At 68.0% G+C, this 24120-nt stretch carries 18 protein-coding genes; 5 read left to right on the top strand and 13 right to left on the bottom strand.

Annotated elements, in window-relative coordinates:
* Positions 1 to 23: 23 nt before the first annotated feature.
* Together JWS14_RS24225 and JWS14_RS24220 are read right to left on the bottom strand one after the other, a co-directional pair.
* Entirely contained in the window at positions 24 to 785 is a 762-nt protein-coding gene (locus JWS14_RS24225; protein WP_095863029.1) for an ESX secretion-associated protein EspG, read from the bottom strand.
* Positions 782 to 1960 (bottom strand): hypothetical protein, encoded by a 1179-nt coding sequence (locus JWS14_RS24220; RefSeq protein WP_095863587.1) that lies wholly within the window; start codon positions 1958 to 1960, stop codon positions 782 to 784. Before JWS14_RS24220 ends, JWS14_RS24225 begins: the two co-directional genes overlap by 4 nt.
* A gap of 129 nt (positions 1961 to 2089) precedes the next feature.
* Here JWS14_RS24220 and JWS14_RS24215 point away from each other — a divergent pair, with 129 nt between their 5' ends.
* Both JWS14_RS24215 and JWS14_RS24210 read left to right on the top strand, forming a co-directional pair.
* Positions 2090 to 2848: a LamB/YcsF family protein gene (locus tag JWS14_RS24215; RefSeq protein WP_206014557.1), complete on the top strand. Its 759-nt coding sequence runs from the start codon at positions 2090 to 2092 to the stop codon at positions 2846 to 2848.
* Positions 2848 to 3468 carry a 5-oxoprolinase subunit B family protein gene (locus JWS14_RS24210; protein ID WP_206014556.1) on the top strand — a complete coding sequence of 207 codons (621 nt, stop codon included), beginning with the start codon at positions 2848 to 2850 and terminating at the stop codon, positions 3466 to 3468. Before JWS14_RS24215 ends, JWS14_RS24210 begins: the two co-directional genes overlap by 1 nt.
* 41 nt (positions 3469 to 3509) lie before the next feature.
* Here JWS14_RS24210 and JWS14_RS24205 read toward each other — a convergent pair whose 3' ends face one another.
* The 7 genes from JWS14_RS24205 to JWS14_RS24175 form a co-directional block, all read right to left on the bottom strand.
* Positions 3510 to 4463, bottom strand: coding sequence for a PDR/VanB family oxidoreductase (locus JWS14_RS24205; protein ID WP_206014555.1), 954 nt, complete (start codon positions 4461 to 4463; stop codon positions 3510 to 3512).
* Positions 4444 to 5469 carry an aromatic ring-hydroxylating oxygenase subunit alpha gene (locus JWS14_RS24200; RefSeq protein ID WP_206014554.1) on the bottom strand — a complete coding sequence of 342 codons (1026 nt, stop codon included), beginning with the start codon at positions 5467 to 5469 and terminating at the stop codon, positions 4444 to 4446. Before JWS14_RS24200 ends, JWS14_RS24205 begins: the two co-directional genes overlap by 20 nt.
* Before the next feature lie 19 nt (positions 5470 to 5488).
* Entirely contained in the window at positions 5489 to 6259 is a 771-nt protein-coding gene (locus tag JWS14_RS24195; protein ID WP_206014553.1) for an SDR family NAD(P)-dependent oxidoreductase, read from the bottom strand.
* Positions 6256 to 7761 (bottom strand): C45 family autoproteolytic acyltransferase/hydrolase, encoded by a 1506-nt coding sequence (locus JWS14_RS24190; protein WP_206014552.1) that lies wholly within the window; start codon positions 7759 to 7761, stop codon positions 6256 to 6258. Before JWS14_RS24190 ends, JWS14_RS24195 begins: the two co-directional genes overlap by 4 nt.
* On the bottom strand, positions 7758 to 8597 hold the full coding sequence (locus tag JWS14_RS24185; RefSeq protein WP_206014551.1) for a polysaccharide deacetylase family protein: 840 nt from the start codon (positions 8595 to 8597) through the stop codon (positions 7758 to 7760). Before JWS14_RS24185 ends, JWS14_RS24190 begins: the two co-directional genes overlap by 4 nt.
* Before the next feature lie 192 nt (positions 8598 to 8789).
* Positions 8790 to 10277 carry an APC family permease gene (locus tag JWS14_RS24180; protein ID WP_206014550.1) on the bottom strand — a complete coding sequence of 496 codons (1488 nt, stop codon included), beginning with the start codon at positions 10275 to 10277 and terminating at the stop codon, positions 8790 to 8792.
* Between the two features lie 113 nt (positions 10278 to 10390).
* Entirely contained in the window at positions 10391 to 11770 is a 1380-nt protein-coding gene (locus JWS14_RS24175; RefSeq protein ID WP_206014549.1) for an aspartate aminotransferase family protein, read from the bottom strand.
* Positions 11771 to 12061: 291 nt separating this feature from the next.
* On the opposite strand from JWS14_RS24175, the gene JWS14_RS24170 reads away from it, so the two are divergent.
* The gene (locus JWS14_RS24170; RefSeq protein WP_206014548.1) at positions 12062 to 13588 is read left to right on the top strand and encodes a gamma-aminobutyraldehyde dehydrogenase; all 1527 of its coding nucleotides are present in this window, start codon (positions 12062 to 12064) and stop codon (positions 13586 to 13588) included.
* Positions 13589 to 13590: 2 nt separating this feature from the next.
* Here JWS14_RS24170 and JWS14_RS24165 read toward each other — a convergent pair whose 3' ends face one another.
* On the bottom strand, positions 13591 to 14052 hold the full coding sequence (locus JWS14_RS24165) for an Lrp/AsnC family transcriptional regulator (protein WP_072939510.1): 462 nt from the start codon (positions 14050 to 14052) through the stop codon (positions 13591 to 13593).
* A 253-nt stretch (positions 14053 to 14305) separates the two neighbouring features.
* Between JWS14_RS24165 and JWS14_RS24160 the strand changes: the two genes are divergently transcribed.
* Entirely contained in the window at positions 14306 to 15802 is a 1497-nt protein-coding gene (locus tag JWS14_RS24160; protein WP_206014547.1) for an APC family permease, read from the top strand.
* A gap of 62 nt (positions 15803 to 15864) precedes the next feature.
* Here JWS14_RS24160 and JWS14_RS24155 read toward each other — a convergent pair whose 3' ends face one another.
* From JWS14_RS24155 to JWS14_RS24145, 3 genes are all read right to left on the bottom strand, one after another.
* Entirely contained in the window at positions 15865 to 19122 is a 3258-nt protein-coding gene (locus JWS14_RS24155; RefSeq protein ID WP_095863023.1) for an NAD-glutamate dehydrogenase domain-containing protein, read from the bottom strand.
* Between the two features lie 129 nt (positions 19123 to 19251).
* Positions 19252 to 20640: an aspartate aminotransferase family protein gene (locus JWS14_RS24150; RefSeq protein WP_095863022.1), complete on the bottom strand. Its 1389-nt coding sequence runs from the start codon at positions 20638 to 20640 to the stop codon at positions 19252 to 19254.
* A gap of 20 nt (positions 20641 to 20660) precedes the next feature.
* On the bottom strand, positions 20661 to 22178 hold the full coding sequence (locus JWS14_RS24145) for a CoA-acylating methylmalonate-semialdehyde dehydrogenase (RefSeq protein ID WP_206014546.1): 1518 nt from the start codon (positions 22176 to 22178) through the stop codon (positions 20661 to 20663).
* Positions 22179 to 22318: 140 nt separating this feature from the next.
* On the opposite strand from JWS14_RS24145, the gene JWS14_RS24140 reads away from it, so the two are divergent.
* A complete protein-coding gene (locus tag JWS14_RS24140) occupies positions 22319 to 23926 on the top strand; it encodes a PucR family transcriptional regulator (protein WP_206014545.1) in 1608 nt (535 codons plus the stop codon).
* The last annotated feature ends 194 nt before the right edge of the window (positions 23927 to 24120 follow it).

Here is a 24120-nt window from a genome sequence, read left to right as displayed (position 1 = left end):
GCAAATCGCCGGCGCGTGGCAATCTACCAACCGCGGGCACCGACCGAGCCTGCCCGAGGAGTCGTACCGACCCTGATCAGGGTGTCGAGCGAGGATACGAGCTGGTCGGGACCTGCCGGGTGCGCGGCGGCGGGATCGTGCGGGCCGATCACGTAGCGGCCGTCGCCGGCGATGTCGATCCACTGCATGACGCCGACGTCGCGGCCGGCGCCGTAGCGGGGGCCGCGGAAGACTCGGATCTTGCCGCGGCCCGCGTATCCCTTCTGCACGGCGGATTCGAGTCTGGGGACGGGAGCCGCCCGGTTGACCTCCTGCAGGATTCCCTGGGAGAAGTGGGCATCTTCGTCGTCCCGTCGCTGGAACCGGCGCCTGCCGGCGGCGTTCTGCGGGATGAGGCCGATCAGTTGCGCGCCCAATTTTCCGGCCTGCCCGGCGCCGATCACCACGTCGCCGCCGATCCGCGGTGCCCGGCCGGGGAGTTGTGACGCGATCACGACCCACTGCCGGTGCTGGGCACCGATGATGCGGATCTGTGTCTCGTCGGCGGTGGAACCGGAGATCTCTACATACACGTCGGGCTCGGCGAGCACGCCCAACGCCGACTTCACGTCGTCGTGCTCGGCTCCCGCGAAGGCTTCTCGAATCCGGTTCTGCTCTGCCACATAGGCGTTGAGCCCGGGGTGTGCACTCACGATCCGGAACGGGTACGGGATGCGGTCCTGCCCGGTGCCTGCCCACAGGGCTTCGAACAGTTCGGGACGCAGCCGCCAATTGCGCATGCTCATGCGCCGATCACCGGCGGCGAGACGAGGGGCAGTTTGCCGATCAGCTCGTTGCCGTTGTCGAGGGTGATCAGGTAGTCGGGCGTCTTGTGTTCCTTGTCCTCGCCGCCGCCCTTGGCAGCCCCGGGGGCGCCGCCCATCATTCCGCCGCCCATCGGGCCGGTACCTCGAATCCCGGCGCCCGTGCGACCACCGGCTGCGGCCCCCGCGACCCCGGGTGTGGAGCCCGACCGGGCACCGGCACCCGCCCGACTTCCGGCACCGACGCCGCTGGCGCCGCCGAGCCCGCCGACGCCGAATCCGCCCGCACCGGCACCCCCACCCGCACCCACACCCGCAGATCGTGAACCGGCGCCCGAGGACGAGTCGGCACCCGGCGGCAGGACCGATCGGCTCTGCGCCTGATCACCCGACACCGAGGCCGGGGCCGTCGCCGCGGGCGCGGTGGCCGACGACGGCGCGGTTTCCGCATTCTGCTGCGCGCCGTCCGCTGCGGGGGTGCCGGGCGCAGCGGACGCGTCGCTGGCGGGACTGTCGATATCCGGAGCGTCGCCGGAACTCGGCCGGCCGGCGCTCGGTCCCCCGAACCGCTCGCTCGAGCTGGGGGCGCCGCTCGAGTAATCGACGCCGGGCGCGGACGGACCCGAAGGAACATCGACCCGGCTCTCCGGTCTCGTGAACGCCGGGACGTTGCCGTCCGAAGTCGCGAGCCCCGGGTTGTAGATCGTGGCCATCTTCTCGCGCGCTTCGCCCTCGCGCCGGTAGTACTCGTCCTCGGTGTCCGTGTCCCAGGGGGTCAGCTTGTCCCACAGTCCGGTGCCGATGGTTTCGGGGACCTGCGACCGCAGCGACGCGACCGTCTCCGCCAGCGGGGTCAGCGCCGCCGCCACTCCGTGAAGTTGATCCTGTGCCTCCGGCGCGGACGTCGAGTACCGCTCGGTCTCGCCATAGGCCGCCGACGCGGCAGCCCCCTGCCAGCTCTCGCTGATCGCCTTCTTGATCGCGTCGCTGAACTCGACGATCGCGTCGTGGGCCGTCGTCCCCAGTTCGGTCCAGGCTCGCGCGATGCCGCTCACGTGCTCGACGTCCATGCCGGCGACGGCACTCGCGATCCTCGCGTGGTCCCACTGGTCCGAGTGGAAGTTCTCGGGATCCTTGATGTATGCCGGGTCGGTCACGTTTCCCCCTCCGATGGCGCGGTCCGCCACACACGGTCAATTGTTCTGACGCAGCAGGACCCTCACCGGTTCCGCCCGCCCCCGCGAGAGAATCTACAAGACGGCATTCGGAACCCTAGTATCGAATATGTGCCGGCAATCGATCTGAACAGCGACCTCGGCGAGAGCTACGGTGCCTGGACCCTCGGCGACGACGTGGCGATGCTGAACCTCGTGACCAGCGCCAACGTGGCCTGCGGTTTTCATGCGGGCGACCCCGCGACGCTGTGGGCCTGTTGTTCCGCGGCGTCCGAGTTGACGGTCCGGATAGGCGCGCAGGTGGGCTATCACGACCTCGCCGGGTTCGGGCGCCGGTTCATCGACGTCGCCCCGCGTGATCTGACGGCCGACGTCGTCTATCAGATCGGCGCACTCGACGGTCTAGCCCAGGTCTCCGGGTCCGCGGTGGCGTACGTGAAACCGCACGGCGCGCTGTACAACGCGATCGTGCATCACCGTGAGCAGGCCCGCGCGGTGGTCGCGGCGGTGACCGCGTACGACGACACGCTTCCGGTTCTCGGTCTGCCCGGTTCGGTGTTCCTGGAGGAGGCCGAGAAGGCCGGGCTGCGGACGGTCATCGAGGCGTTCGCGGACCGCGCGTACACGCCCGACGGAACGCTGGTGCCCCGCACGACGGACGGCGCGGTCCTGCGCGATCCGGCGGTCGTGGCGGAGCGGGTCCGCAGACTCGTCGTCGATCACACCCTCGAAGCCGTCGACGGCACCGTCCTCGCGGTCACCGCCGAATCCGTCTGCGTACACGGCGATACGCCCGCCGCCGTCGAGATGGCCACCGCCATCCGGTCGTTGCTCGACGCCGAGGGCGTCACGGTGGAGCCGTTCGTGTGATGCGCATCCTCGACGTCGGAGAAAGCGCGATCCTCGCCGAGTTCGAGGACCAGGGCACCGTGCTCGCGCACTTCCGTGCTCTGGACGACTCCCGGCCACCCGGGGTCCGGGAGGTGATACCGGCGGCGCGCACCATCCTGGTGCGGTTCGACCACGGCGCGACGAGCCGCGACCGCGTCGCCAAGTGGGTGCGGACGACGGAACCGGCGGCGGCGGTCGCCGAGGGCGCCCCGGGGGAGGTCCGGATCGCCGTGCGCTACGACGGCCCCGACCTCGAGGACGTGGCCGAACTGACCGGGCTCGGTGTCGACGGCGTCGTCGCGGCGCACACCGGAACGCCGTGGACGGTGGCGTTCTGCGGCTTCGCCCCCGGTTTCGGTTATCTCACCGGCGGTGCACCCGACTTGCACGTGCCGCGCCGCGCGACGCCCCGAACCTCGGTCCCCGCCGGGACGGTGGCGCTCGGAGGGGAGTTCACGGGAATCTACCCCCGCTCCTCGCCCGGCGGATGGCAGCTCATCGGAACCACGGACGAATCGATCTGGGATGCCGGGCGCACTCCGCCAGCCCTGCTCCGTCCCGGCGTCGTCGTGCGCTTCGCGCCCGTGAGTACTTATTAACCGCCCGCGGTTAATAAGTACTCACGGGTGGCGGAGCCGCATCACAGGTCCAGGACCAGACGATCACCCCTCGCCCGGGACACGCAGATCATCATGCTGTTGCATTGCGCGCGTTCGCTTTCGGTGAGGAGGTCGTCGCGGTGGTCGACGTCGCCGCTCAGGACCTTCACCTCGCAGGACCCGCAGATGCCCATCTCGCACGACGACGGATGGTCGATGCCGGCGTCGCGGACCGCTTCGAGCACGGTCTGGTCGGGACGCACCGGAACCACCTTCTCGCTGCGGGCGAGTTCGACCTCGAACTCACCACTCGACCCGACCGCCGGGGCCGCCGCGGCGAACCGTTCGAGGTGGAGATCGGCGGCGCGACCCGCCTGCGACATCCGTTCCACCAGCGCGTCCATGAGCGGTGTGGGCCCGCAGCAGTAGACCGCCGCCCCCGACGAGGACGCCACGACGGACGCCAGATCGAGGTGACCGTCCGTGTCCTGCGGCACCAACCGCACCGCGGACGCGTCCAGCTCGCTCACGAACGCGAAGTGCTCGGCGGTGCGCGCTCCGTACACCAGTTCCCAGGTTCCGCCGCGCCGTTGCACTTCCCGGATCATCGGCAGCATCGGGGTGATGCCGATGCCGCCGGCGACGAACACGTACCTGTCCGCCTCGGTCAACGCGAAATTGGAGCGGGGACGACCGATCTCGACCACGCGACCCGGGCGCAGCTCGCGATGGACCTCCACCGAGCCGCCCCGGCCCGCGGGCAGTTCGAGGACGGCGATGCGGTAGCGGCTCGAGTCGGCGGGATCGCCACACAGCGAGTACTGCCGGACCGTCCCCGACGGCAGGTGCACGTCGACGTGCGCGCCCGGTTCCCAGGCCGGCAGCTCGCCGCCGTCGGAACGGGCGAACTCGTACGACGTGATCGACTCCGCCTCCCAGCGGGCGGCGACGACGCGCAGCGGGAGGGTCTGCCGATCAGACGAACTCGTTGACATGACTGCCGTCCTTGACGCGGTTCATCAGCTCGGTGAACGAGCGCCGGTAGTTGAGGGTGAACAGGTCGGCGGGTACGGAGAATTCCTGGAACTCGGAATCCCACGGGATTTCACGGGGTTCGATGAATTCGACGATCGGGATGTCTTCGAGGTACACCATCTCCTCGACGCGCAGGCACTCCTCGAGGTCCGCGCCGCGGTAGCCGACCTCGTTGGCGACGCCCCAGAAGATCTTGACGTGCTCGTAATCGATCGGCGACGGGAACCCGGCGACGACGCGGCGGCCCAGCTTCTCGTAGTGGTAGGTGATGGATGCGAGACCCGGTGCGGAGCAGCGGTACCGCATCATGCAGTCGCCGTCGTTGGCCCAGTCGCCGGAGCCGGCGTCGAGTGGCCGGTCCATCCAGACGTCGAGTCCGTCCCGGTTGACGTTCAGCGGTTCGACGACCTCCGGTGTCGGGCCCATCGACACCTTGTGGACGAAGGGGAAGTGCGCGACGTCGCGGAAGTTCTCGATCGTCACCCCGACTCCGACCGACGAGTCGATCGGGTCGGCGGCCAGCCATTCGAGGTCGAGGCCCTGCCACTCCTCGATCTCGTACATGTCGCGGATCGGGTCTTCGAGCACCGTCCAGACGTGACCGAACCGTTCGACGGCGGGGTAGGTGGCGATCGACGCGCGCGGTGGGATCTTGCCCTGATCGGCAAGGGACGGGATGCGGCTGCAGCTGCCGTCGGTGCTGGAGAACTCCCAGCCGTGGTAGGGGCAGCCGATGGAGCTCTGGTGCACTTCGCCCATCGACAGGTCGCCGCCGCGGTGCGGGCAGCGCCGCGACTGCACCGAGATCCGCCCCTCGCCGTCGCGGTAGATCACCAGGCTGACGCCGAGAAGCGTGGCCGTCTGGGGCTTGTCGAGGTCGCAGAGGCGGGCGACGGGGAACCAGGAGCGGCGCATCGACGCTTCGGCCAGTTCGCGTTTGGTGGGGGTGGGGATCGAGGTGGTCACGAGGGTCCTTTCGGGGAGATCAGGCGCCGACGACGAGCGCTCCACCGTTGACCGCGAGGGTCTGTCCGGTGATGAAGGCGGCTCCGTCGGAGGCGAGGAAGGCGACGGCCGCGGCGATTTCGTGGGCGTCGCCGAGACGGCCGAGGGGGACGGCGGCAAGTTCTTCGGCATAGACGTCGTCGGGGACCATCCGGGTGTGGATCGCGCCCGGTGCGACGGCGTTGACGAGGATCTTCTGCGAGACGAGTTCGGAGGACAGCGCCTTCATCAGCCCGAGTTGCGCCGTCTTGGACACCATGTAGCCGTAGGAGTGGCCGCCGGGGACCTGCCCCCACTGCGAGGAGATGAAGATGACGCGCGGTGCCTCGCTGCGGGCGAGGAGCGGCGCGGCGGCGCGGGTGATGGCGTACGGCCCGAGGACGTTGACGTCGAGGTACGGCCGCAGGTTCGCGACGGGTGTCTCGGCGAGGGTCTTCCAGTCGTGCATGATGCCGGCGTTGTGGACCAGGATGTCGAGGCGGCCCCAATTGTCGTTCGCGACGGCGACGACCCGTTCGCCGGCGTCCGCAGCGGTGACGTCGAGGTCGAGGCATTCGACGCGACGGCCGGTGCTGTCGCGGATCTCCTTGGCGACCGCCGACAGTTCCGCGGCGTCGAGATCGGCGATGATCAGGTCGGCTCCGCGGGACGCGAGGGTCCGCGCGTGTGCGGCGCCCATGCCCCGAGCCGCGCCGGTGACCAGCGCGACGCGGTCGTCCAGCCGAACACTCGGAATCGCGGTGACACTCATGCGCCCGGTCCCACGATGTGCGGCTCGGTGACGTACAGCATGTTGCCGTCGGGGTCGAAGAACGGGCGGTACTGGTACCAGGTGCCACTGGGGTGCTTCCACTGAATCCGCTCGTCGACCCATTCGACGCATCCGTCCAGCGCGGCCTCGGCCTCGTCGAGGCTGTCGACCTCGAACGCGATCGAATCGTAGCCGGGTGCGTTGTCGGGGTTGACCGCGGTGCGTCGCGGAGCGTGTTCGCCCACTTCGGATTTGAAGATGTAGAGCGTCACGTTGCCCATGTCGATCGCCGCCCACTCCTCGTCCTTCTCGTACGGGAGGTGGAAGGGCAGCCCGAGGACGCTGTGGTAGAACTCCACGAGGGCGTCGACATCGCGCGTGAGGATATCCATGTTGTCGATGCGCTTCAGTTTCAGCACGGTGTTCTCCTTGGTCGGTGCCGCGAAATCGGCAGGAATGGTGCAGGGCCCACCGGAATGGGCGGTCAGGGTTCCGTTCTCGACGTCGAGCGAGACGGTGGCGAGGGTTTCGAAGCGTGCCGACGCCGGCAGGGCCGGGTCGACGTGGCAGCACGTCGCTCCGCCGCCGAGCAGGTGCGACGTCATCGCCTCGACAACCGCGGGGGCGTCGACGTCCGGTCTGCCGGCCAGTCGACGGCGGAGCATGTCGAACCGGATCACGGTGTCCGGTCCGTCCCGGAGTTCCCTGTCGTGCAGGTTCGCTGGGCTGCTGAGGAAATGGTTGGTGTGGACGAGGAGGCCGTCGGGGTCCGGCAGTGCGTACCCGATCCCGCCGGGGTTGAGTTCGACGCTCACGGCCGCGGATTCACCGCCGGTGCTCGCGACGAGCGTCAGCGACGTCGACGCCGTGACGTCCGCCTGGGCGAGCCGGACGAGCGCGTGGTTGAGATCGCGCGACTCGTCGAGCACGGCGCGGGCGAGCACGTGCACCGGAACGCCGATCCCGTTTCCGTCCCCGGTGTGGTGGAGGATGTTGAAGTGCACGCCCAGGCCGCGGTCGTTGACGCCGATCTTGCCGACGATGCCGTATTCGGTGACGGTGGTGGTCACGTGACCGTTCTCGTGCGGGATCTCCCAGACGAGCCACAGGTCGGCGAGTTCGGCGAACCAGTCCCACGCCTGGACGGAAACCGGCGGCGCCCCGTCCCGGAGCCGGACGACGGTCGAGCACTCACTCGGCGTGATCGAGCCTACCGCCGCAAGCACTTCGGTCCGTGCGTTGATCGCCGCGACCGCGGCCACCGGCAGACCGGCGCCCTCCGCGATGCCGGCGATCTCGTCGGCGAGCGCGGGTGCGGCCGCCGTGATCCGCTCGAGGGCGAGGGTCCCCCAGCGGTCGAGGTCGACGGCCGAGCCGGCAGCGCGGTCGAACAGCCGCTGGTACGCGGCCACCGACGCGCCGACCTGTTCCGCGTGGGCACTGCCGAATTCGTGTCCGCGGTCCCACGGCCGGGTCTGCGTGGAGCGGAACCGGCGGGTCACGACGCCACCCGCAGCAGTCGCGGCGCCACCAACTCGGCGACCTCGTCGAGGCGGGCGAACCACACGTCGCCGGATTCGGCCATGTGCGCCACCACCTGCTCGAACTGGGCGAGCCGGTAGGGGCGTCCGATGACCTCGGGGTGCATCGTGAAGCTCGTGTGCCGACGTTCGGCGCGGGCGGACTCGAATTCGGCTGTCCAGCAACGGCGCAGCTCTTCGGGGTCGGCGACGTTGCCGCCGCCGTCGATGTTCCAGCCGAAGCGCGGCCAGTCGTCGAGCGACCAGTGCACGGGCAGTTCGAGGATCTCGAGGCCGTCCCAGGACTCGACGTACGGGCGGTCGTCGCCCATACAGCTGGAGTCGTAGAGGAATCCGCGATCGACGAGCAGAGCGAACGTCTCGGGGGTGAGTTCCCAGGACGTGGAGCGGTATCCCTGCGGCCGCGGGACGCCCAGCCGCTCGAGGGCTTCGAGGCCCCTGTCGATCTCGTCGATCTGCTGCTGCTCGCTCACCTTGTCGCTGCGCAGGTGCAGGTGTCCGTGATGGCCGATCTCGTGCCCCGCGTCGAGCAGGCTCTCCACCATCGCGGGATGGTGCTGCGCAGTGTGTCCGGGGACGAAGAACGTGGCCGAGATGTCGTAGCGGCCGAGCAGGTCGAGGATGCGCGGCACGCCGCGCGTGACGCCGTAGCGGCCCTCGGACAGGATGGTCAGACGGCGTGCGTACTCGTCGCCCTCCCCGAGCCAGCCGGCCTCCGCGTCGACGTCGAAGGTCAACGACACCGCGGCGGCCTTGCCGCCCGGCCAGTCTGCGGTGGGAAAGTCCTGAATCGTCAAGACACGCTCCTCTGATTGCGCCGCTTCGGCGGCGGGTGGGACCCGATGCTGCGCATTTCGGCATCCAATGGGGATTGATTCAACGCTTTGCGTGTTGCAGACCACATTAACAGCGCGCAAACCGACACACAACCCCAGAAATACCGAAACTTTGCGTCGAACTTTGTCGGCCCCGCTGCGCATTGCGCAGCGTCAGTCGCCGGTCTGCGGTTCGCCGTCCCGCAGCGCCGCGTAGGCAGCCGGGCGGGACCGTCGCATCCGCAGGGCGACGACCACACCGACGCCGTACGCGGCGAGCACCAGGCCTCCGATGATCAACGCGCCCAGCCGATCTCCGATGAGGAGTTCGAAGTTGGTCACGACGAGAGCGACGACCGCGAGCAGACCGAGGATCGCGAGCGACGGTGCCACGACCGTGTGCCAGCGGCGCTTGTCGAGATCGTGCCTGCGGAAGAACACGATGACCGCCAGATTGGTGAGCGCCATGAGCAGGACGATCCCGAGCGTCGCCGCACCGGACAGCCACGTGTAGGCCTGGGTGATCGGGTCGATACCGCTGAGCGCGACCACCGCGAGCAGCACTCCCGAGATCGCGGTCAGGACGATCGACGAGCGCGAGGGCGCCCCGTACTTCGGGCTGACCCGGCCGAGCGCCGACGGCAGCACTCCCATCGAGCCGAGCGTGAACTGGTATCGCGTGATGACGTTGTGGAACGACAGCACGCACGCGAAGACGCTGGTCACCACGAGAAGTTGCACGATGTCGTGCACGACCGCCCCCGCGTACCGGGTGGCGAGGTCGAACACCATGTTCACGGGATCGTCCGATGCCGTATCCACCGCATCGGTCGCACCGGCTCCGACGACCACCGCCCACGCGGACAGCGCGTAGAACGCACCGATCGACACGACCGCGACGTACGTTGCGCGCGGAACGGTGCGGTCGGGGTCGCGCGCCTCGTTCCGGAACACGGCCGTGGCCTCGAACCCGAAGAAGGCGAAGAACGCGAACATCAGACCCAGCCCGGGCGAGCCGTCGAACACCGTGGTCGGCAGCAGAGGGGCGGCTGTCAGTCCTGCTGCGCCGCCCTTGACCAGGATGGCGACGTCGAGCACGACGACGATGAGCGCCTCCGCGATCAGGAGTACCCCGAGAACCTTGGAACTGAGCTCGATGTCGCGGTACCCGAGCACGGAGACGATCCCGAAAGCTGCGAACGAGAACACCCACCAGGGGGCGTCGACATGCAGGTACTGCGCGGCGGCGTTGCTCGCCGCCACCCCTTGGTAGGAGTAGACGGCGATGAGGAGCATCGAATACGACACGAGCGCCAGCAACGCGGCACCGAGCCCGTTGATCCGTCCGAGCCCGGCCTGCACGTACGAGTAGAACGCCCCCGCATTGCGGACATGCCTACTCATGAGGGTGTATCCGACCGCGAACAGGGTGAGGATGACAGCGGCGATCAGGAAGAACAGCGGCGCACCGATGCTGCCGCCGAACGCGATGACGATGGGCACCTGGGCGGCGACGACGGCGAGCGGTGCGGCGGCGGCCACCACCATGAAGACGATGGCGCCGACGCCCAATCCGCGGTTCAGGGGATGCATGCTCTCGCCGCGATCGGGGCCGTCCGGGCCGGCACCGCCGTTCGCGGACAGCGAGGAGTGGGAAGTCATGATTCTGCCGTTCTCGTGAGAAGGTGCGATGCGCGCGTGAGGCGCACCGGAAACACGAAGGCGGCACCTCGACGCCGTTGTCGAAGTGCCGCCTTCGTGTGGGGCCTGTTGCGTTACAACAGGGTCCACGCTTCGGTGAGGACGCCGCGGAGGATGTTTTCCATTTCGTCGAATTCGGTTTGCCCGCAGGTCAGCGGCGGTGCGAGTTGGATGACCGGGTCGCCGCGGTCGTCGGCCCGGCAGTACAGGCCGGCGTCGAACAGGGCGGTGGAGAGGAACCCGTGCAGGATCCGCTCGGCCTCGGCGTCGCTGAACGACTCCTTCGTGACCTTGTCCTTGACCAGTTCGATGCCGTAGAAGAACCCCTCCCCGCGCACGTCCCCGACCATCGGCAGGTCGGTCAGTTTGTCGAGGGTGGCCCGGAACGCCGGCGCCTGCTCGGCGACGTGCGCGTTGAGGCCCTCGCGTTCGAAGATGTCCAGGTTCGCCAATGCCACCGCCGCGGCGACCGGGTGCCCGCCGAAGGTGTAGCCGTGCGCGAACATCGACGTCCCGTCCGCGAACGGTGCGAACAACCGGTCGGAGGCGATCATCGCCCCGATCGGCGAGTACCCCGAGGTCAGGCCCTTGGCGCAGGTGATGATGTCGGGCACGTACCCGAAGTTCTCGCACGCGAACATCGACCCGATCCTCCCGAACGCGCAGATCACCTCGTCCGAGACCAGCAGCACGTCGTACTCGTCGCAGATCTGCCGGACCCGCTCGAAGTAGCCGGGCGGCGGCGGGAAGCAGCCGCCGGCGTTCTGCACCGGTTCGAGGAAGACGGCGGCGACGGTGTCGGGGCCCTCGAATTCGATGGCCTCGGCGATCCGGTCGGCGGCCCAGATCCCGAACGCCTTCGGATCGGAGCCGAGGGGGTCGGGGGCGCGGTAGATGTTGGTGTTGGGGACCCGGAACGCGCCGGGGGTGAGCGGTTCGAACGGCGCCTTCAGCGCGGGGATGCCGGTGATCGCCAGCGCCCCTTGGGGGGTGCCGTGGTAGGCGATGGAGCGGGAGATGACCTTGTGTTTGCCGGGTTTGCCGACCTTCTTGAAGTACTGTTTGGCCAGTTTCCAGGCGCTTTCGACGGCCTCGCCGCCGCCGGTGGTGAAGAACACCCGGTTCAGGTCGCCGGGGGCGTAGCCGGCGAGGCGTTCGGCGAGTTCGATGGCGGGTTCGGTGGCGTAGGACCAGAGCGGGAAGAACGCCAACTGTTCGGCCTGTTTGGCGGCGGCCTCGGCGAGCTCGGCCCGGCCGTGTCCGGCCTGCACGACGAACAGCCCGGACAGCCCGTCGAGGTAACTCTTACCGGTGGAGTCCCAGATCCGGGCGCCGTCGCCGCGGGTGATGATCGGCGGGGTGATGTTGTCCCCGTGCCGGGAGAAATGCCCCCACAGATGGCGGCGGGCGGACGCTTCGAGTCCGGTCGTGGTTCTTTCGGTGACTGCAGTCATCGTAGTCCTCAATTGTGTTTCGGTTCAGTCGAATTCGGACTGTTCCAGCATCAGCGGCCGAATCCGGGCCGATCGCCTCGGCAGGCCGTCGAACGCCGAGGTCCGATCCGGCATGCGTCAATCGTGACGCCTTCTGCCCGCGAATTCAAGTAGCAACTTGATAAATATTGACGCAATGCGCAGGAAATGTTCCGGTTTGATGACCGAATTCGTGGCGTCGGGTAGCCAACACGAGTGCGCTCTTCTACTGTGGGTGAATCTTTTTTCTCGCCCCCGTCTTGGAGTGATCTCATGACCGTCTCGGTCCCTTTTCCGCCGTCCACCTCGCTCGACCTGCCCGCCACCGTGCCCGGCTGCTGGATCTCCGGATCCCCGGCCGAGGGCTCCGGCGACATCCACCGCATCATCGATCCGGCGACGAGCGCCCCCGTCACGGCACTGACCCTCGCGACCGCCCGGGACGTCGACGCCGCCGTCCGGTCGGCGCGTGCCGCCTTCCCCGGCTGGTCGGGTGCCGCCCCGGCCGAGCGCGCAGCAGTTCTCACCACCCTTGCCCGCGCACTCGAGCGCGACGCGGAACTGTTCGCCCGCGAAGAAGTCGCGCAGACCGGCAAGGCAATCCGGCTCGCTCGCGAGTTCGACGTCCCGGGCAGCATCGACAACATCGACTTCTTCGCCGGAGCCTCCCGCAATCTCGAGGGCAAGGCCGCCGCGGAGTACTCCCCCGACCACACGTCGAGCATCCGGCGTGACGCCGTCGGCGTCGTCGGGTCGATCACGCCGTGGAACTATCCGCTGCAGATGGCGGTCTGGAAGGTGATTCCTGCGTTGGCCGCCGGGTGCACGGTCGTGCTCAAACCGAGCGAGCTCACGCCCCTCACGACGCTCCGCCTCGCCCGGCTGGCCACCGAATCCGGGCTGCCCGACGGCGTGTTCAACGTGGTGACGGGCACCGGCGCCGAGGTGGGCGCCGCGCTCGCCGGACACCGCGGAATCGACGTGCTGACCTTCACCGGGTCGACCGCCGTGGGCCGCACGGTGATGGCGCAGGCATCGACGAACGGCACCCGCGTGCAGCTCGAGCTGGGCGGCAAGGCCCCGTTCGTCGTGTTCGACGACGCCGATCTCGAGGCGGCAGTGCACGGCGCGGTCGCGGCGTCGCTGATCAACGGCGGCCAGGACTGCACCGCGGCGACCCGCGCGATCGTGGCGGACTCGCTGTACGACGACTTCGTCGCGGGTGTGGCCGAACTGATGGAACGGGTGGTGGTGGGCGATCCCTACGACCCGGACACCGACCTCGGATCGCTGATCACGCTCGCGCATCGCGACCGGGTCGACGGCATGGTGCAGCGCGCCCGCGCCGCCGGCTTCCGGATCGTGACGGGCGGATCCGCCCCCGACCTGCCCGGAGCGTTCTACCTCCCCACCCTGATCGCCGACGTCACCGAGGATGCGGAGGTGTACCGCGACGAGGTGTTCGGACCGGTGCTCACCGTGAGCCGTCATTCGGGCGACGACGACGCGATCCGCCGCGCCAACGACACCGACTACGGTCTCGCCGCGTCGGCGTGGACGACGAACCTGTACCGCGCGCAGCGCGCATCACGGGAGATCGACGCGGGTTGTGTATGGGTCAACGATCACATCCCGATCATCAGCGAGATGCCGCACGGCGGGGTCGGCGCGTCCGGCTTCGGCAAGGACATGTCGACGTACTCGTTCGAGGAGTACCTGACCGTCAAGCACGTCATGAGCGACATCACCGGAGTGTCGCGGAAAGCGTGGCACCGCACGGTGTTCGGCGCGACGCAGTAGGGCTACTCCTTCGAGGGCGTGCCGTACCGCAGTTTGTGTACCTTGAGGATCGAGATGGTCTCCGTGGTGCGCACGCCCTCGATGGCGCTGACGTGCTGATTGAGGAAGGCCCACAGTTCGGCGTTGTTGGCGCTGCCGACCTCGACGCAGATGTCGCTCCGCCCCAGCAGTGTCGAGACGTACGTGATCTCGGGCATCTCGGTCAGCGTGTCCACGACGTCCTGGTGCCGGGCCGGGTCGACGGTGAGGAACACGAGAGCCAGTTGGGAGTCGCCCAGCCGCTCGGGATCGGCGAACGCGACGATGCGCAGGATGTTCAGGTCCTGCAGACGCTTCACGCGGGCTCGTACCGTCGCCTCGGACGAACCCAGGTTGCGGGCGATTTCCCGAAACGCTCGCCGCCCATCGTCTTCGAGTTGCCGCAGGATCGCGCGGTCCAGTTCGTCCAGAGTGTGCTGAGACATGGACCGACTCTATCCAGAACGACGAGATCAGTGGCGTTCCGGGCAAGAATAGCTGCATTTCGTGGATGTTAAGCGTCGATGAAGACGCATTGCGAGGGCAATTTCACCTTGTGCGACGCATTGCGCGGTGTTAGTGTCTTGAATCACATACTTGCGGCGGCCCGTCGGCCTCCACCCCACTCGACTCGAGTCACCGAGGGCCGCATTCTGAATACACACACTGCGCCGACAAGGCCCAGAACTGGAGAATCCCGTGAGCTTGCACGATTCCTTCGCCGACGACCACACCTATGAGAAGAACCTGCGGTGGTGGGACGGCTTCACCATCAGCCTCTCCATCCCGGCCGCACTGTTCGTCGGCATGGGCTACGCGATCGGCCTGATCGGCGCCTGGACGACGCTCGTCCTCCTCGGCGCTGTCGCCGTCCTGGCGTGCCTGCAGAATTTCATCTACTCCGAGATGGCCAGCATGTTCGTCGACAAGGTCGGCGGCATCTCGATGTACGCCCATCAGGGCTGGCGGACCCGCTCGACCCTCGTCGGTCCGCTCGCGACCTACGGCTATTGGTTCTCCTGGTCCAGTTCACTGGCCATCTACGGTCTGCAAATCGGGAAACTGGTCCAGGCCGAGTGGTTCCCCGAACAGACGTGGACGTTCTCCACGGGCCTGGCCACCATCGGACTACCCCACGTCATCGCACTGGGTGTCCTGTTCATGGGCTGGGGACTGAACGTCCTCGGGATGCGTCCCGCGATGTGGCTGATGTATGCGACCGGCGCCCTCGTCCTCGTCCCGATCGTCGTCTTCGCGGCCGCTCCGCTCCTGTCCGACAACTGGTCGATGAGCAACCTGCACTGGGACATCGCCGCCAGCGGTGAAGCGGGCTGGCGCACCGCCATCGCCTGGATGTTCGTCCTCGCCTGGTCGGTCTACGGCATCGAGGCGGTCGCCTCGTTCGTGCCCGAGTTCCGCGACACCATCCGCGACAGCCGAATTGCGTTGCGACTGGCCGGTTTCTTCGTCATCGCCGTCTACATCCTGGTCCCGTTCGGCGTCGGCGGACTTGTCGATCAGGCGGACGTCGCCGAGAACCCCGTCTCCTTCTACCTGACCGTGTTCGAAAGCCTCCTCCCCGGCGGCGACATCGTGATGGCGATCTGCCTCATCGCCGGCCTCGTTCTCCTGATGGTCATGACCACCGCCGACGGCGGACGCGTGCTCCACGGCAGCGCCCGCGAGGGCCTCACCATCAAGCAACTCGGTGAACTCAACCGTTTCAAGGTCCCGGGGCGGGCCATGTCGCTCGACCTGCTCGTCAACGTCATCCTGATCCTGTTCGTCGGCGAGGCCCTCGCCGTCATCGTCGCAGGCATCGTCGGCTACCTCATCTGCCACATCCTGTCGCTGACCGGCTTCCTCAACCTGCGCCGCGACGAACCGGACGCCCATCGCCCCATCAAGCTCGGCAAGCAGTGGGTGTACATCGCCGGCGTCCTCGTGGTCGTCGACACGATCATGGTCGTCGTCGGCGCTCTCAGCGCCTCCATCACCGGCTACGGCAGCACGAAGGAACTGATCGTCGGGGTCTTCGTCCTGTCACTGTCGATCGTGCTGTACGCCTACCGGCGCGTCGTCCAGGACGGTCAGCCGTGGGTCTGGAAGGAACCGGCGTCCGCCGTCGAGGCCGATTTCGTGCCCGACGACGACGAGGACGACGCCCCCACCGCCGATCCGGCACGCACCGTATAGCTTCGCCTGTGAGTACTTATTAACCGCGGGCGGTTAATAAGTACTCACAGGCGCGAAGCGCATCAGGCCATGGAGCGCACGTGGCGCGCCGCGACCGACAGTGACGCGAGATCGTGGGTGGACGCGGCGTCGATCTCCCCCAGCGTCCGGCGAGCGCGCTCGATTCTCGCCCGATTCGTGCTCTCCCACAGCAGAATCCGGGAGTCCGCCGAATCTCCGGATTCACCCGAGGACAACACGTCGCGGGTCAGGAGCCGGACGGAGCGGTACAGGTCGTCACGCAGCGCGACCCGGGCGAGGGTGTGCCACCGTTCACCCCGCGGAAGCGCCGACACCTTGATCAGCCACCGATCCACACCGAGGTGATCGGAGAGCGCGAAATAGAGCGGCGCCACCTCGGCGACGTCGTGGTCCAGTTCGCGGGCGACGTCGGCGATGTCGAGCAGGCTGAACCGGTAGAGGCCGTCCGCGACCCGTCGGGCGATGGACGTCTCGACGCCCGCCTCGTCGTAGATTCGCCGCGTTTCCTCCATCGCCAGTACCTCGGCGCCGCGGAGCCATCCGGCGACATCGCCGGAATGCGTGTGGACGGCACGCCGGAAGTCGTCGATCTCGGCGTCCACCGACAGCGGTTGGCGTCGGTTGGCGAGGAACCACCGCGACGCCCGGTCGAGCAACCTGCGGGCCTCGACGACCAGCTCGTACTCCGTCGCCGGCGGCAGTTTCGCCGCGGCGATGTCGGACCAGAGTTCCGCAAGCCCGAACACTTCCGACGTGATGACGAACGCGCGCACCACATCCGCGGGCCCGGCCCCCGTCTCTTCGCGCAACCGGTGCGCATAGGTGAGCCCGCCGCGGGCGAAGATGTCGTTCACGATCTCGGTGGCGAGGATCTCCTGGCGGAGGGGGTGCGCGTCGACGGGGAGGACGGAGCGCAGTGCAGCCGGGAAGTACGCGCCGAGCCGTCCGGAGAAGTACCCGTCGATGAAGACGGCCGAATCCACCAGTTCCGCTTTGAGATCCAGCTTGGCGTGCGCGAGGAGGGTCGCCAGTTCCGGTGAGGTCAACCCGAGCCCCGCCTCCGACAGTTCGGTGAAGCCGTCGGCGTTCGGCAGCGCCTCCAGTTCGCAGTCCAGGCCGCGCTTGTCGACCAGGTCGCCCACCATCCGTGCGTGCACGTCCACCATCCGGTGGGCGTTCGACCGGGCGTCGCCGAGAACCCGATTCTGTGCGCGATTGTTCGCGAGGACGAGTTCCGACACGTCGTCGGTGAGCGTCCCGAGCAGGTCCGAGCGCCGGGCCGGATCGAGCCGCCGGTCGACCGGCAGCGAGTCGAGCAGGATCTTGATGTTCACCTCGTGGTCCGAGCAGTCCACGCCGGCCGAGTTGTCCAGTGCGTCCGTGTTGACGCGTCCACCCGTGCGGGCGAATTCGATGCGGGCGAGTGCGGTCATGCCGAGGTTCCCGCCCTCGGCGACGGCCCGTGCGCGCAGCCGGCCGGCGTCGATCCGGACGTTGTCGTTCGCCTTGTCCCCCGCGTCCGTGTGCGACTCCGACGAGGCCTTGACGTACGTCCCGACGCCGCCGTTGAACAGCAGATCCACCGGGGCTGCGAGGATGGCGCGGATCATCTCCGGCGGCGTCAACGTCGTCACCGACGGAGCGAGACCGAGCACAGTCCGCATCTGGCTGCTCACCGGAATCGATTTGCTGTCCCGCGACCAGACACCCCCGCCCGCACTGATGAGCGTCCGGTCGTAATCGGCCCACGACGACCTCGGCAGCTCGAACAACCGGCGGCGTTCCTGCCAGGCCTGCTCGTGGCCGGGAGTGGGGTCGACGAAGATGTGCCGGTGGTCGAACGCGGCGACCACGCCGATCCCCGACGTCGCCAGCATGGCGTTGCCGAAGACGTCGCCACTCATGTCGCCGATCCCCGCCACCGTGAAGCTGTCACGATCGACGTCGATTCCGAGTTCGGACAGATGCCGGGTGACGCTCACCCAGGCACCCTTCGCGGTGATGCCCATCTTCTTGTGGTCGTAGCCGACCGAACCACCGGACGCGAACGCGTCACCGAGCCAGAAGTCGTATTTCCGGGCCACCTCGTTGGCGGCGTCGGAGAACGTGGCCGTGCCCTTGTCCGCCGCCACCACCAGGTAGGGGTCGTCGCCGTCGCGGCAGACGACGCCGTCCGGGTGAACCGATTCGGCGGTGTCCGAACGGTTGTCGGTGACGTCGAGCAACCCGGAGATGAACTGCCGGTAGCAGTCCAGGCCGGTGGACGACGGATTGCGCACGACGAAACCGCCCTTGGCGCCTGCGGGCACGATCACGGCGTTCTTCACCGCCTGCGCCTTGACGAGTCCGAGGATCTCGGTGCGATAGTCGTCGGGGCGGTCGGACCAGCGGAGGCCGCCGCGCGAGACGGGTCCGTATCGCAGATGCACACCCTCCATGTCCGGTGAATACACGAAGACCTCGTAGAACGGCCGCGGCCGCGGAAGTTCGTCGATCTCGCCGGAGCGGAACTTCAGCGACAGTTGGGGCCGGGCCGGGCCGAGCGTCCCGTCCCGGTAGAAGTTGGTGCGGGTCGTCGCCGAGACGAGATTCACGTACGCGCGCAGGATCCGGTCGGCGTCGAGGCCCTCGACCTCTTCGAGCAGTGACTCGACCGTGGCTCGGCAGGTTTCGACGTCGCCGGCAGAATGCCCGCGCGGATCGAAGTGCGCGTGGAACAGACCCACGAGCGCAGAGGCGAACTCGGGACGCGACAACAGCACCGCCTCGATCCGGCCCTGGTCGTAGGGCAGAGCGCTCTGCCGCAGGAAGCGCGCGTAGGCGCGCAGGAGCACGACCTCCCGCCAGTCGAGGCCGGCGGCGAGCACCAGCACGTTGAACCGATCCGCCTCCGCCCGGCCCGACCACATCGCCCGAAACGTCTCCACGACGGCCTCGGGCTCGACGGATCCCGCGGCCATCGCGGACGCGACGAGCGGTCCCGCGGACACCCGGAAGTCGTAGAGCCGGCACACCAGTCCGTCGGCGCGGCGGAATACGGACGTCCGCTGGTCGTCGACCGCGAGGTCGAGACTCCCGAGGAGGCGGAGCACCCGCTCGAGCGACACGGTCGAGCCGCCGCTGTAGAGCGTGACCCGGAACTGCGGATTCTCACCGGTTCCGGCGGTGTCGACGTGCAGGTCGAAGGCGTCGGCGGTCAGTCGGTCGAGGATGGCGACGTCGGGAAGCGGTGGCCGATCCCGTTCTTCGACATAGCCTTCCGGCAGGGACAGGGCGATCGTGGACGAAATCGAGCTCATAGATTCTCTCCGTTGAGATCCGGGCGCCGAGTGGTTGTCGTGGAATAGAGAAAGATCCGCCCCGCGGGCGCCATTGACCGCGGGACGGATCGAGTGCCGGGACACGGGTGTGTCGTCGGACGGGGTGTGTCAGGAGTTGCGGTGTGCGTCCGCGATGTCGAGAACCGTGTCGAGGATCGCGAGACCCTCACGGGCCTCGGCCTCGGTGACGGTGCACGGCGGCACCGCGTGAATACGATTGAAGTTGGCGAACGGCAGCAGTCCACTTGCCTTGCAGGCCGCGATCACCTCGTTCATCGCCGGACTGGACGCGCCGTACGGGGCGAGCGGCTCCTTCGTGGCACGGTCGGCGACGAGTTCGATCGCCCAGAACACGCCGAGCCCGCGCACTTCACCGATCGACGGGTGCCGGTCGGCGAGGCCACGCAGTCCGGGACCGAGAATCTCGCTGCCGATCCTGGCCGCGTTCTCGACGATCCGCTCGTCCTCCATCGCATTGATCGTCGCGACCGCGGCGGCGGTGGCGAGCGGATGTCCCGAGTAGGTGAGTCCGCCCGGGTACGGCCGGTTGGCGAACGCCGCCGCGATCTTCTCGCTGATCGCGACACCGCCGAGCGGAACGTAACCGGAGTTGACCCCCTTCGCGAACGTGATCAGGTCGGGTACGACACCGAAATGGTCGATCGCGAACCACTTTCCGGTCCGGCCGAACCCCGACATCACCTCGTCCGCGATGAACACGATGCCGTAGCGGTCGCAGATCTCGCGGACGCCGGCCATGTAACCGGGCGGGGGCACCATGATCCCCGCGGTCCCGGGAACCGATTCGAGCACGATCGCCGCGATCGAGTTCGGCCCCTCGAGGCGGATCAACTGATCGAGGTGCTCGAGCGCGCGCTCGGTTTCCTGCTGCTCGTTCTCCGAGTGGAACTGCGACCGGTACAGGAACGGTCCGTGGAAGTGGACGACTCCGCTGTTGCCGTAGTCGTTGGGCCACCGACGCGGGTCGCCGGTGAGGTTGATCGCGGTGTCCGTGCCACCGTGGTACGAGCGGTAGCGGGACAGCACCTTGTACCGGCCGGTGTGCAGGCGGGCCATGCGCACGGCGTGCTCGTTGGCGTCGGCGCCACCGTTGGTGAAGAACACCTTGTTCAGATCGCCCGGGGTTCGTTCGGCGATCAGCCGCGCGGCTTCGGAGCGGGCGTCGTTCGCATACTGCGGTGCGATGGTGCACAGCTTCGCGGCCTGGTCCTGAATGGCAGCAACGACTTTGGGGTGCTGGTGCCCGATGTTCGTGTTGACCAGCTGGGACGAGAAGTCCAGCATGCGGTTCCCGGCACCGTCCCACACGTACGAACCCTCGGACGCGAGGATCGTCATCGGTGTGATCTGCTCCTGCGCGGACCACGAGTGGAACACGTGCGCGCGGTCGAGCGCGTAGGCGCGCTCGCCCTCGGCACGGGCCGCGTCGAGGGGCTGACCGGTGGGCAGGAGTTCCTGGGAGACTGTCGTCGTCATGACCGTGGGTCCTTTCCTGCTCAGTTGTTCTGGGGGAAGCCGAGGTTGATGCCGCCGTGGCTCGGGTCGAGCCAACGGCTGGTGACGACCTTGCCGCGGGTGAAGAAGTGGACACCTTCGGCGCCGTGCGCGTGGGTGTCGCCGAACAGCGAGTTCTTCCAGCCACCGAAGGAGTAGTACGCGGTCGGGACCGGAATCGGCACGTTGATTCCGACCATCCCGACCTCGACCTCGTTCTGGAACCGCCGGGCGGCGCCGCCGTCGTTGGTGAAGATCGCGGTGCCGTTGCCGAACGGGCCGGAGTTGATGAGTTCCAGCGCCTCGTCGTAGCTCTCGACGCGGATCACGGACAGGACGGGTCCGAAGATCTCGTCGGTGTACACGGACATGTCGGTGGTGACGTGGTCGATCAGCGTCGGGCCGAGCCAGAACCCGTCCTCGGCACCGTCGGCCTGCACCTGCCGGCCGTCGACGACGATGGTGGCCCCGGCGGCCTCCCCGGCGTCGATGTAGGACGCGACCTTGTCGCGATGCACCTTCGTCACCAGCGGTCCCATGTCGGAATCTTTGGTGCCGTCGCCGATCTTCAACGTGTTGGTGCGTTCGGTGATCTTCGCGACCAACTCGTCGGCGATGTCCCCGACCGCGACCAGGGCGGAGATCGCCATGCACCGTTCACCGGCGGACCCGAACCCGGCGTTGACCATGGCGTCGGCGGCCAGATCCAGGTCGGCGTCCGGCAGGACGATGGCGTGGTTCTTCGCCCCACCCAATGCCTGAACTCGCTTGCCGTGGGCGGTGCCGGTGGCATACACGTACTGCGCGATCGGGGTAGACCCCACGAAGCTGATCGCCTTGACGGCCGGGTTGGTGAGGAGCTCGTCGACGGACGTCTTGTCGCCCTGCAGCACGTTGAACACCCCGGCGGGCAGGCCGGCCTCGGCCCACAGTTCGGCCATCCAGATCGCGGCGGTCGGGTCCTTCTCCGACGGCTTCAACACCACCGTATTGCCGGCGGCGATCGCGACGGGGAAGAACCACATCGGGACCATGGCGGGGAAGTTGAAGGGGGAGATGATCGCGACCGGTCCGACGGGCTGACGGATCGAATGCACATCCACATTCGTCGACGCGTTCTCCGTCATGCCGCCCTTGAGCAGATGCGCAATGCCACACGCGAATTCGACGACCTCCTGGCCGCGGCTCACCTCACCGAGGGCGTCGGAGACGACCTTGCCGTGCTCGGAGGTGATGATCTCGGCGAGTTCACCCTTGCGCTCGTTGAGCAGTTCCCGGAACTTGAAGATGATCTGCGTCCGCTTGGCAAGCGAGGTGTCACGCCACGCCGGGAAGGCGGCGGCGGCCGAGTCGATGACCGCGCGGGCGTCCTCGACGCTGGCGAGGGCGACCTGACCGGTCACGGCACCGGTCGCCGGGTTGGTGACGGGGGCGGTGTTACCGCTGGTGCCGGCGAAACTCTTGTTGTCGAACCAGTGGGAGATCGTTCGGGTCTGCGCGGCGCCGTCGCTGTGTGTCATGAATGGGTGTCCTAACCGGGAGAGAGCGGATACCGGGGCGATCCGCACGGATCGCGTGATGCCTCTACTCTGGTCCCCGAACCAGCCCTCAGACCCCGACGATCTGTATGGCAATCCGCCTTCTGATTTACACTGCGTAAATGCTGCCCACCATCGTCGACATCCTGGCGCTCCCGGTCGTTCAGGCCGGGACGCCCGAGGTGATCGGCGGCGGAACACTCGACAGGCCGGTGCGATGGGTGCACGTCAGCGATCTACCCGACCTGTCGAACCTCCTCCAGGGCGGCGAACTCGTCCTCACCACCGGGCAACCCCTCGCCGACGACTCGTCGAGCGTGGAATACCTGGAAGGACTGGCCGCGGCGGGCGCAGCCGGACTCGTCGTCGAACTCGGCGTCCACGTCGACACCGTCCCGGACGGGGTGGCACGCGCCGCCGACAGACTGTCGTTCCCCGTGATCGCGCTGCACCGTCAGATCAAGTTCGTCGAGGTCACGGAGGCGGTGCACCGATCGATCGTCGCGGAACAGTACGACGAGGTCGCGTTCGCACGGCACGCCCACGAGGTCTTCACCGACCTCAGCATGAAGCGGGCGTCGCTCGGCGAGATCGTCGACGCCGCGGCCGGCATGCTCGGCGCCCCGATCGTGCTCGAAGACCTCAACCGGCAGGTGCTGGCGTTCGCGGCGCAGGGCACCGCGACGGCGGACCTCCTCGCCGAGTGGGAACGCCGGTCGCGGCTCACGCCCGTGTCGCAGCAGACCGCGGTCGACGGGCCCGAGTCGTGGACGACGACGCCCGTCGGCGCACATCGGCAGGAATGGGGACGACTCGTCGCCCCCCGCCCCGTCGCCGCAGAAGGTCGTGCGCGGATGACCCTCGAACGCGCGGCCCAGGCGCTCGCACTGCACCGCATGGTCGAGCAGGACCGGACCGCACTCGAGCAGCAGGCACAGAGCGGGCTCATCGACGAACTCCGCCGCGGACGCATCCAGGACGAGGCCGAGGCGACCGCACGCGCCCACGCACTCGGTCTCCGGCCGGCACTGACCTACCTGCCGATGACGGTCCGGGTCGGCGAAACCGCCAGCGCAGACCAGGTTCTGGCACAGCGACGCCGGATCACCATGCTCGACGCCGTGCGTCACGCGGTCCGGACGTCGCGGCAGACGGCACTGACCGCGAACACCCGGGCCGGGCAGATCGACCTGCTCCTGTCCCATCCGCCGGCGTCCGCACCCGGCGCGCTGACCGAACTCTGCGGGGCGATCCGCGCCGCACTCGCCCGGCTCGACGGCGTCCTGCACTGCACGATCGGCGTCGGCCCCGAATCGACCCGGCTGCTGGACGCCGCGGGCGGCCTCACGGAATCCGCGCACATCGCCGACGTCGCGCTGTCGTTGCCACCGGACGACAAGGCTTTTCACCGGGCAGCCGACATCCGGTTGCGCGGGCTCCTCGCCCTCATCCGGACCGATCCGCGGGTGCAGGCGTTCGCCGAAACCGAACTCCGCGGCCTGCTGGAGCATCGCGCGCGCCACGGCGGCGACAGCGTCGAAGTCCTGCGGAGCTTCCTCGAACTCGGCGGCAACAAGACGGAACTCGCGAAGAGGCTCCACCTCTCGCGCCCCACGCTCTACGCGAAGCTGGCCACGATCGAGCGCCTGCTCGGTGTCGACCTCGACGACGCCGAGTCCCGGACGTCGCTGCACACGGCCATACTGATCCTGCAGCTCCGCCGCCCGTGAGTACTTATTAACGTCGGGCGGTTAATAAGTACTCACGGGGCGTGGCCACTCTCGAACATCGTTCGACGAGAACCGGCTCAGGGTGCCAACATCCGAATAGTCGCGATCCGGAACCCCGATATTGAGAATTATCTTCAGAACTGTTGGCATGAATGATCGCTTTCTTCACTATTGGCACCTACCAATCGAATTTC

Source organism: Rhodococcus koreensis (assembly GCF_017068375.1).
Lineage (GTDB): Bacteria > Actinomycetota > Actinomycetes > Mycobacteriales > Mycobacteriaceae > Rhodococcus_F > Rhodococcus_F koreensis.
The sequence above is the reverse complement of the archived record's forward strand: the minus strand, read 5'-3'. Positions and strand labels throughout refer to the sequence as shown.

Coding starts and splice junctions, on each gene's coding strand:
- JWS14_RS24170 (WP_206014548.1), top strand. CDS start 12,062: ATGACCGTCTCGGTCCCTTTTCCGCCGTCCACCTCGCTCGACCTGCCC.
- JWS14_RS24145 (WP_206014546.1), bottom strand. CDS start 22,178: ATGACACACAGCGACGGCGCCGCGCAGACCCGAACGATCTCCCACTGG.
- JWS14_RS24150 (WP_095863022.1), bottom strand. CDS start 20,640: ATGACGACGACAGTCTCCCAGGAACTCCTGCCCACCGGTCAGCCCCTC.
- JWS14_RS24140 (WP_206014545.1), top strand. CDS start 22,319: ATGCTGCCCACCATCGTCGACATCCTGGCGCTCCCGGTCGTTCAGGCC.
- JWS14_RS24180 (WP_206014550.1), bottom strand. CDS start 10,277: ATGACTTCCCACTCCTCGCTGTCCGCGAACGGCGGTGCCGGCCCGGAC.
- JWS14_RS24225 (WP_095863029.1), bottom strand. CDS start 785: ATGAGCATGCGCAATTGGCGGCTGCGTCCCGAACTGTTCGAAGCCCTG.
- JWS14_RS24205 (WP_206014555.1), bottom strand. CDS start 4,463: ATGTCAACGAGTTCGTCTGATCGGCAGACCCTCCCGCTGCGCGTCGTC.
- JWS14_RS24155 (WP_095863023.1), bottom strand. CDS start 19,122: ATGAGCTCGATTTCGTCCACGATCGCCCTGTCCCTGCCGGAAGGCTAT.
- JWS14_RS24165 (WP_072939510.1), bottom strand. CDS start 14,052: ATGTCTCAGCACACTCTGGACGAACTGGACCGCGCGATCCTGCGGCAA.
- JWS14_RS24210 (WP_206014556.1), top strand. CDS start 2,848: ATGCGCATCCTCGACGTCGGAGAAAGCGCGATCCTCGCCGAGTTCGAG.
- JWS14_RS24195 (WP_206014553.1), bottom strand. CDS start 6,259: ATGAGTGTCACCGCGATTCCGAGTGTTCGGCTGGACGACCGCGTCGCG.
- JWS14_RS24175 (WP_206014549.1), bottom strand. CDS start 11,770: ATGACTGCAGTCACCGAAAGAACCACGACCGGACTCGAAGCGTCCGCC.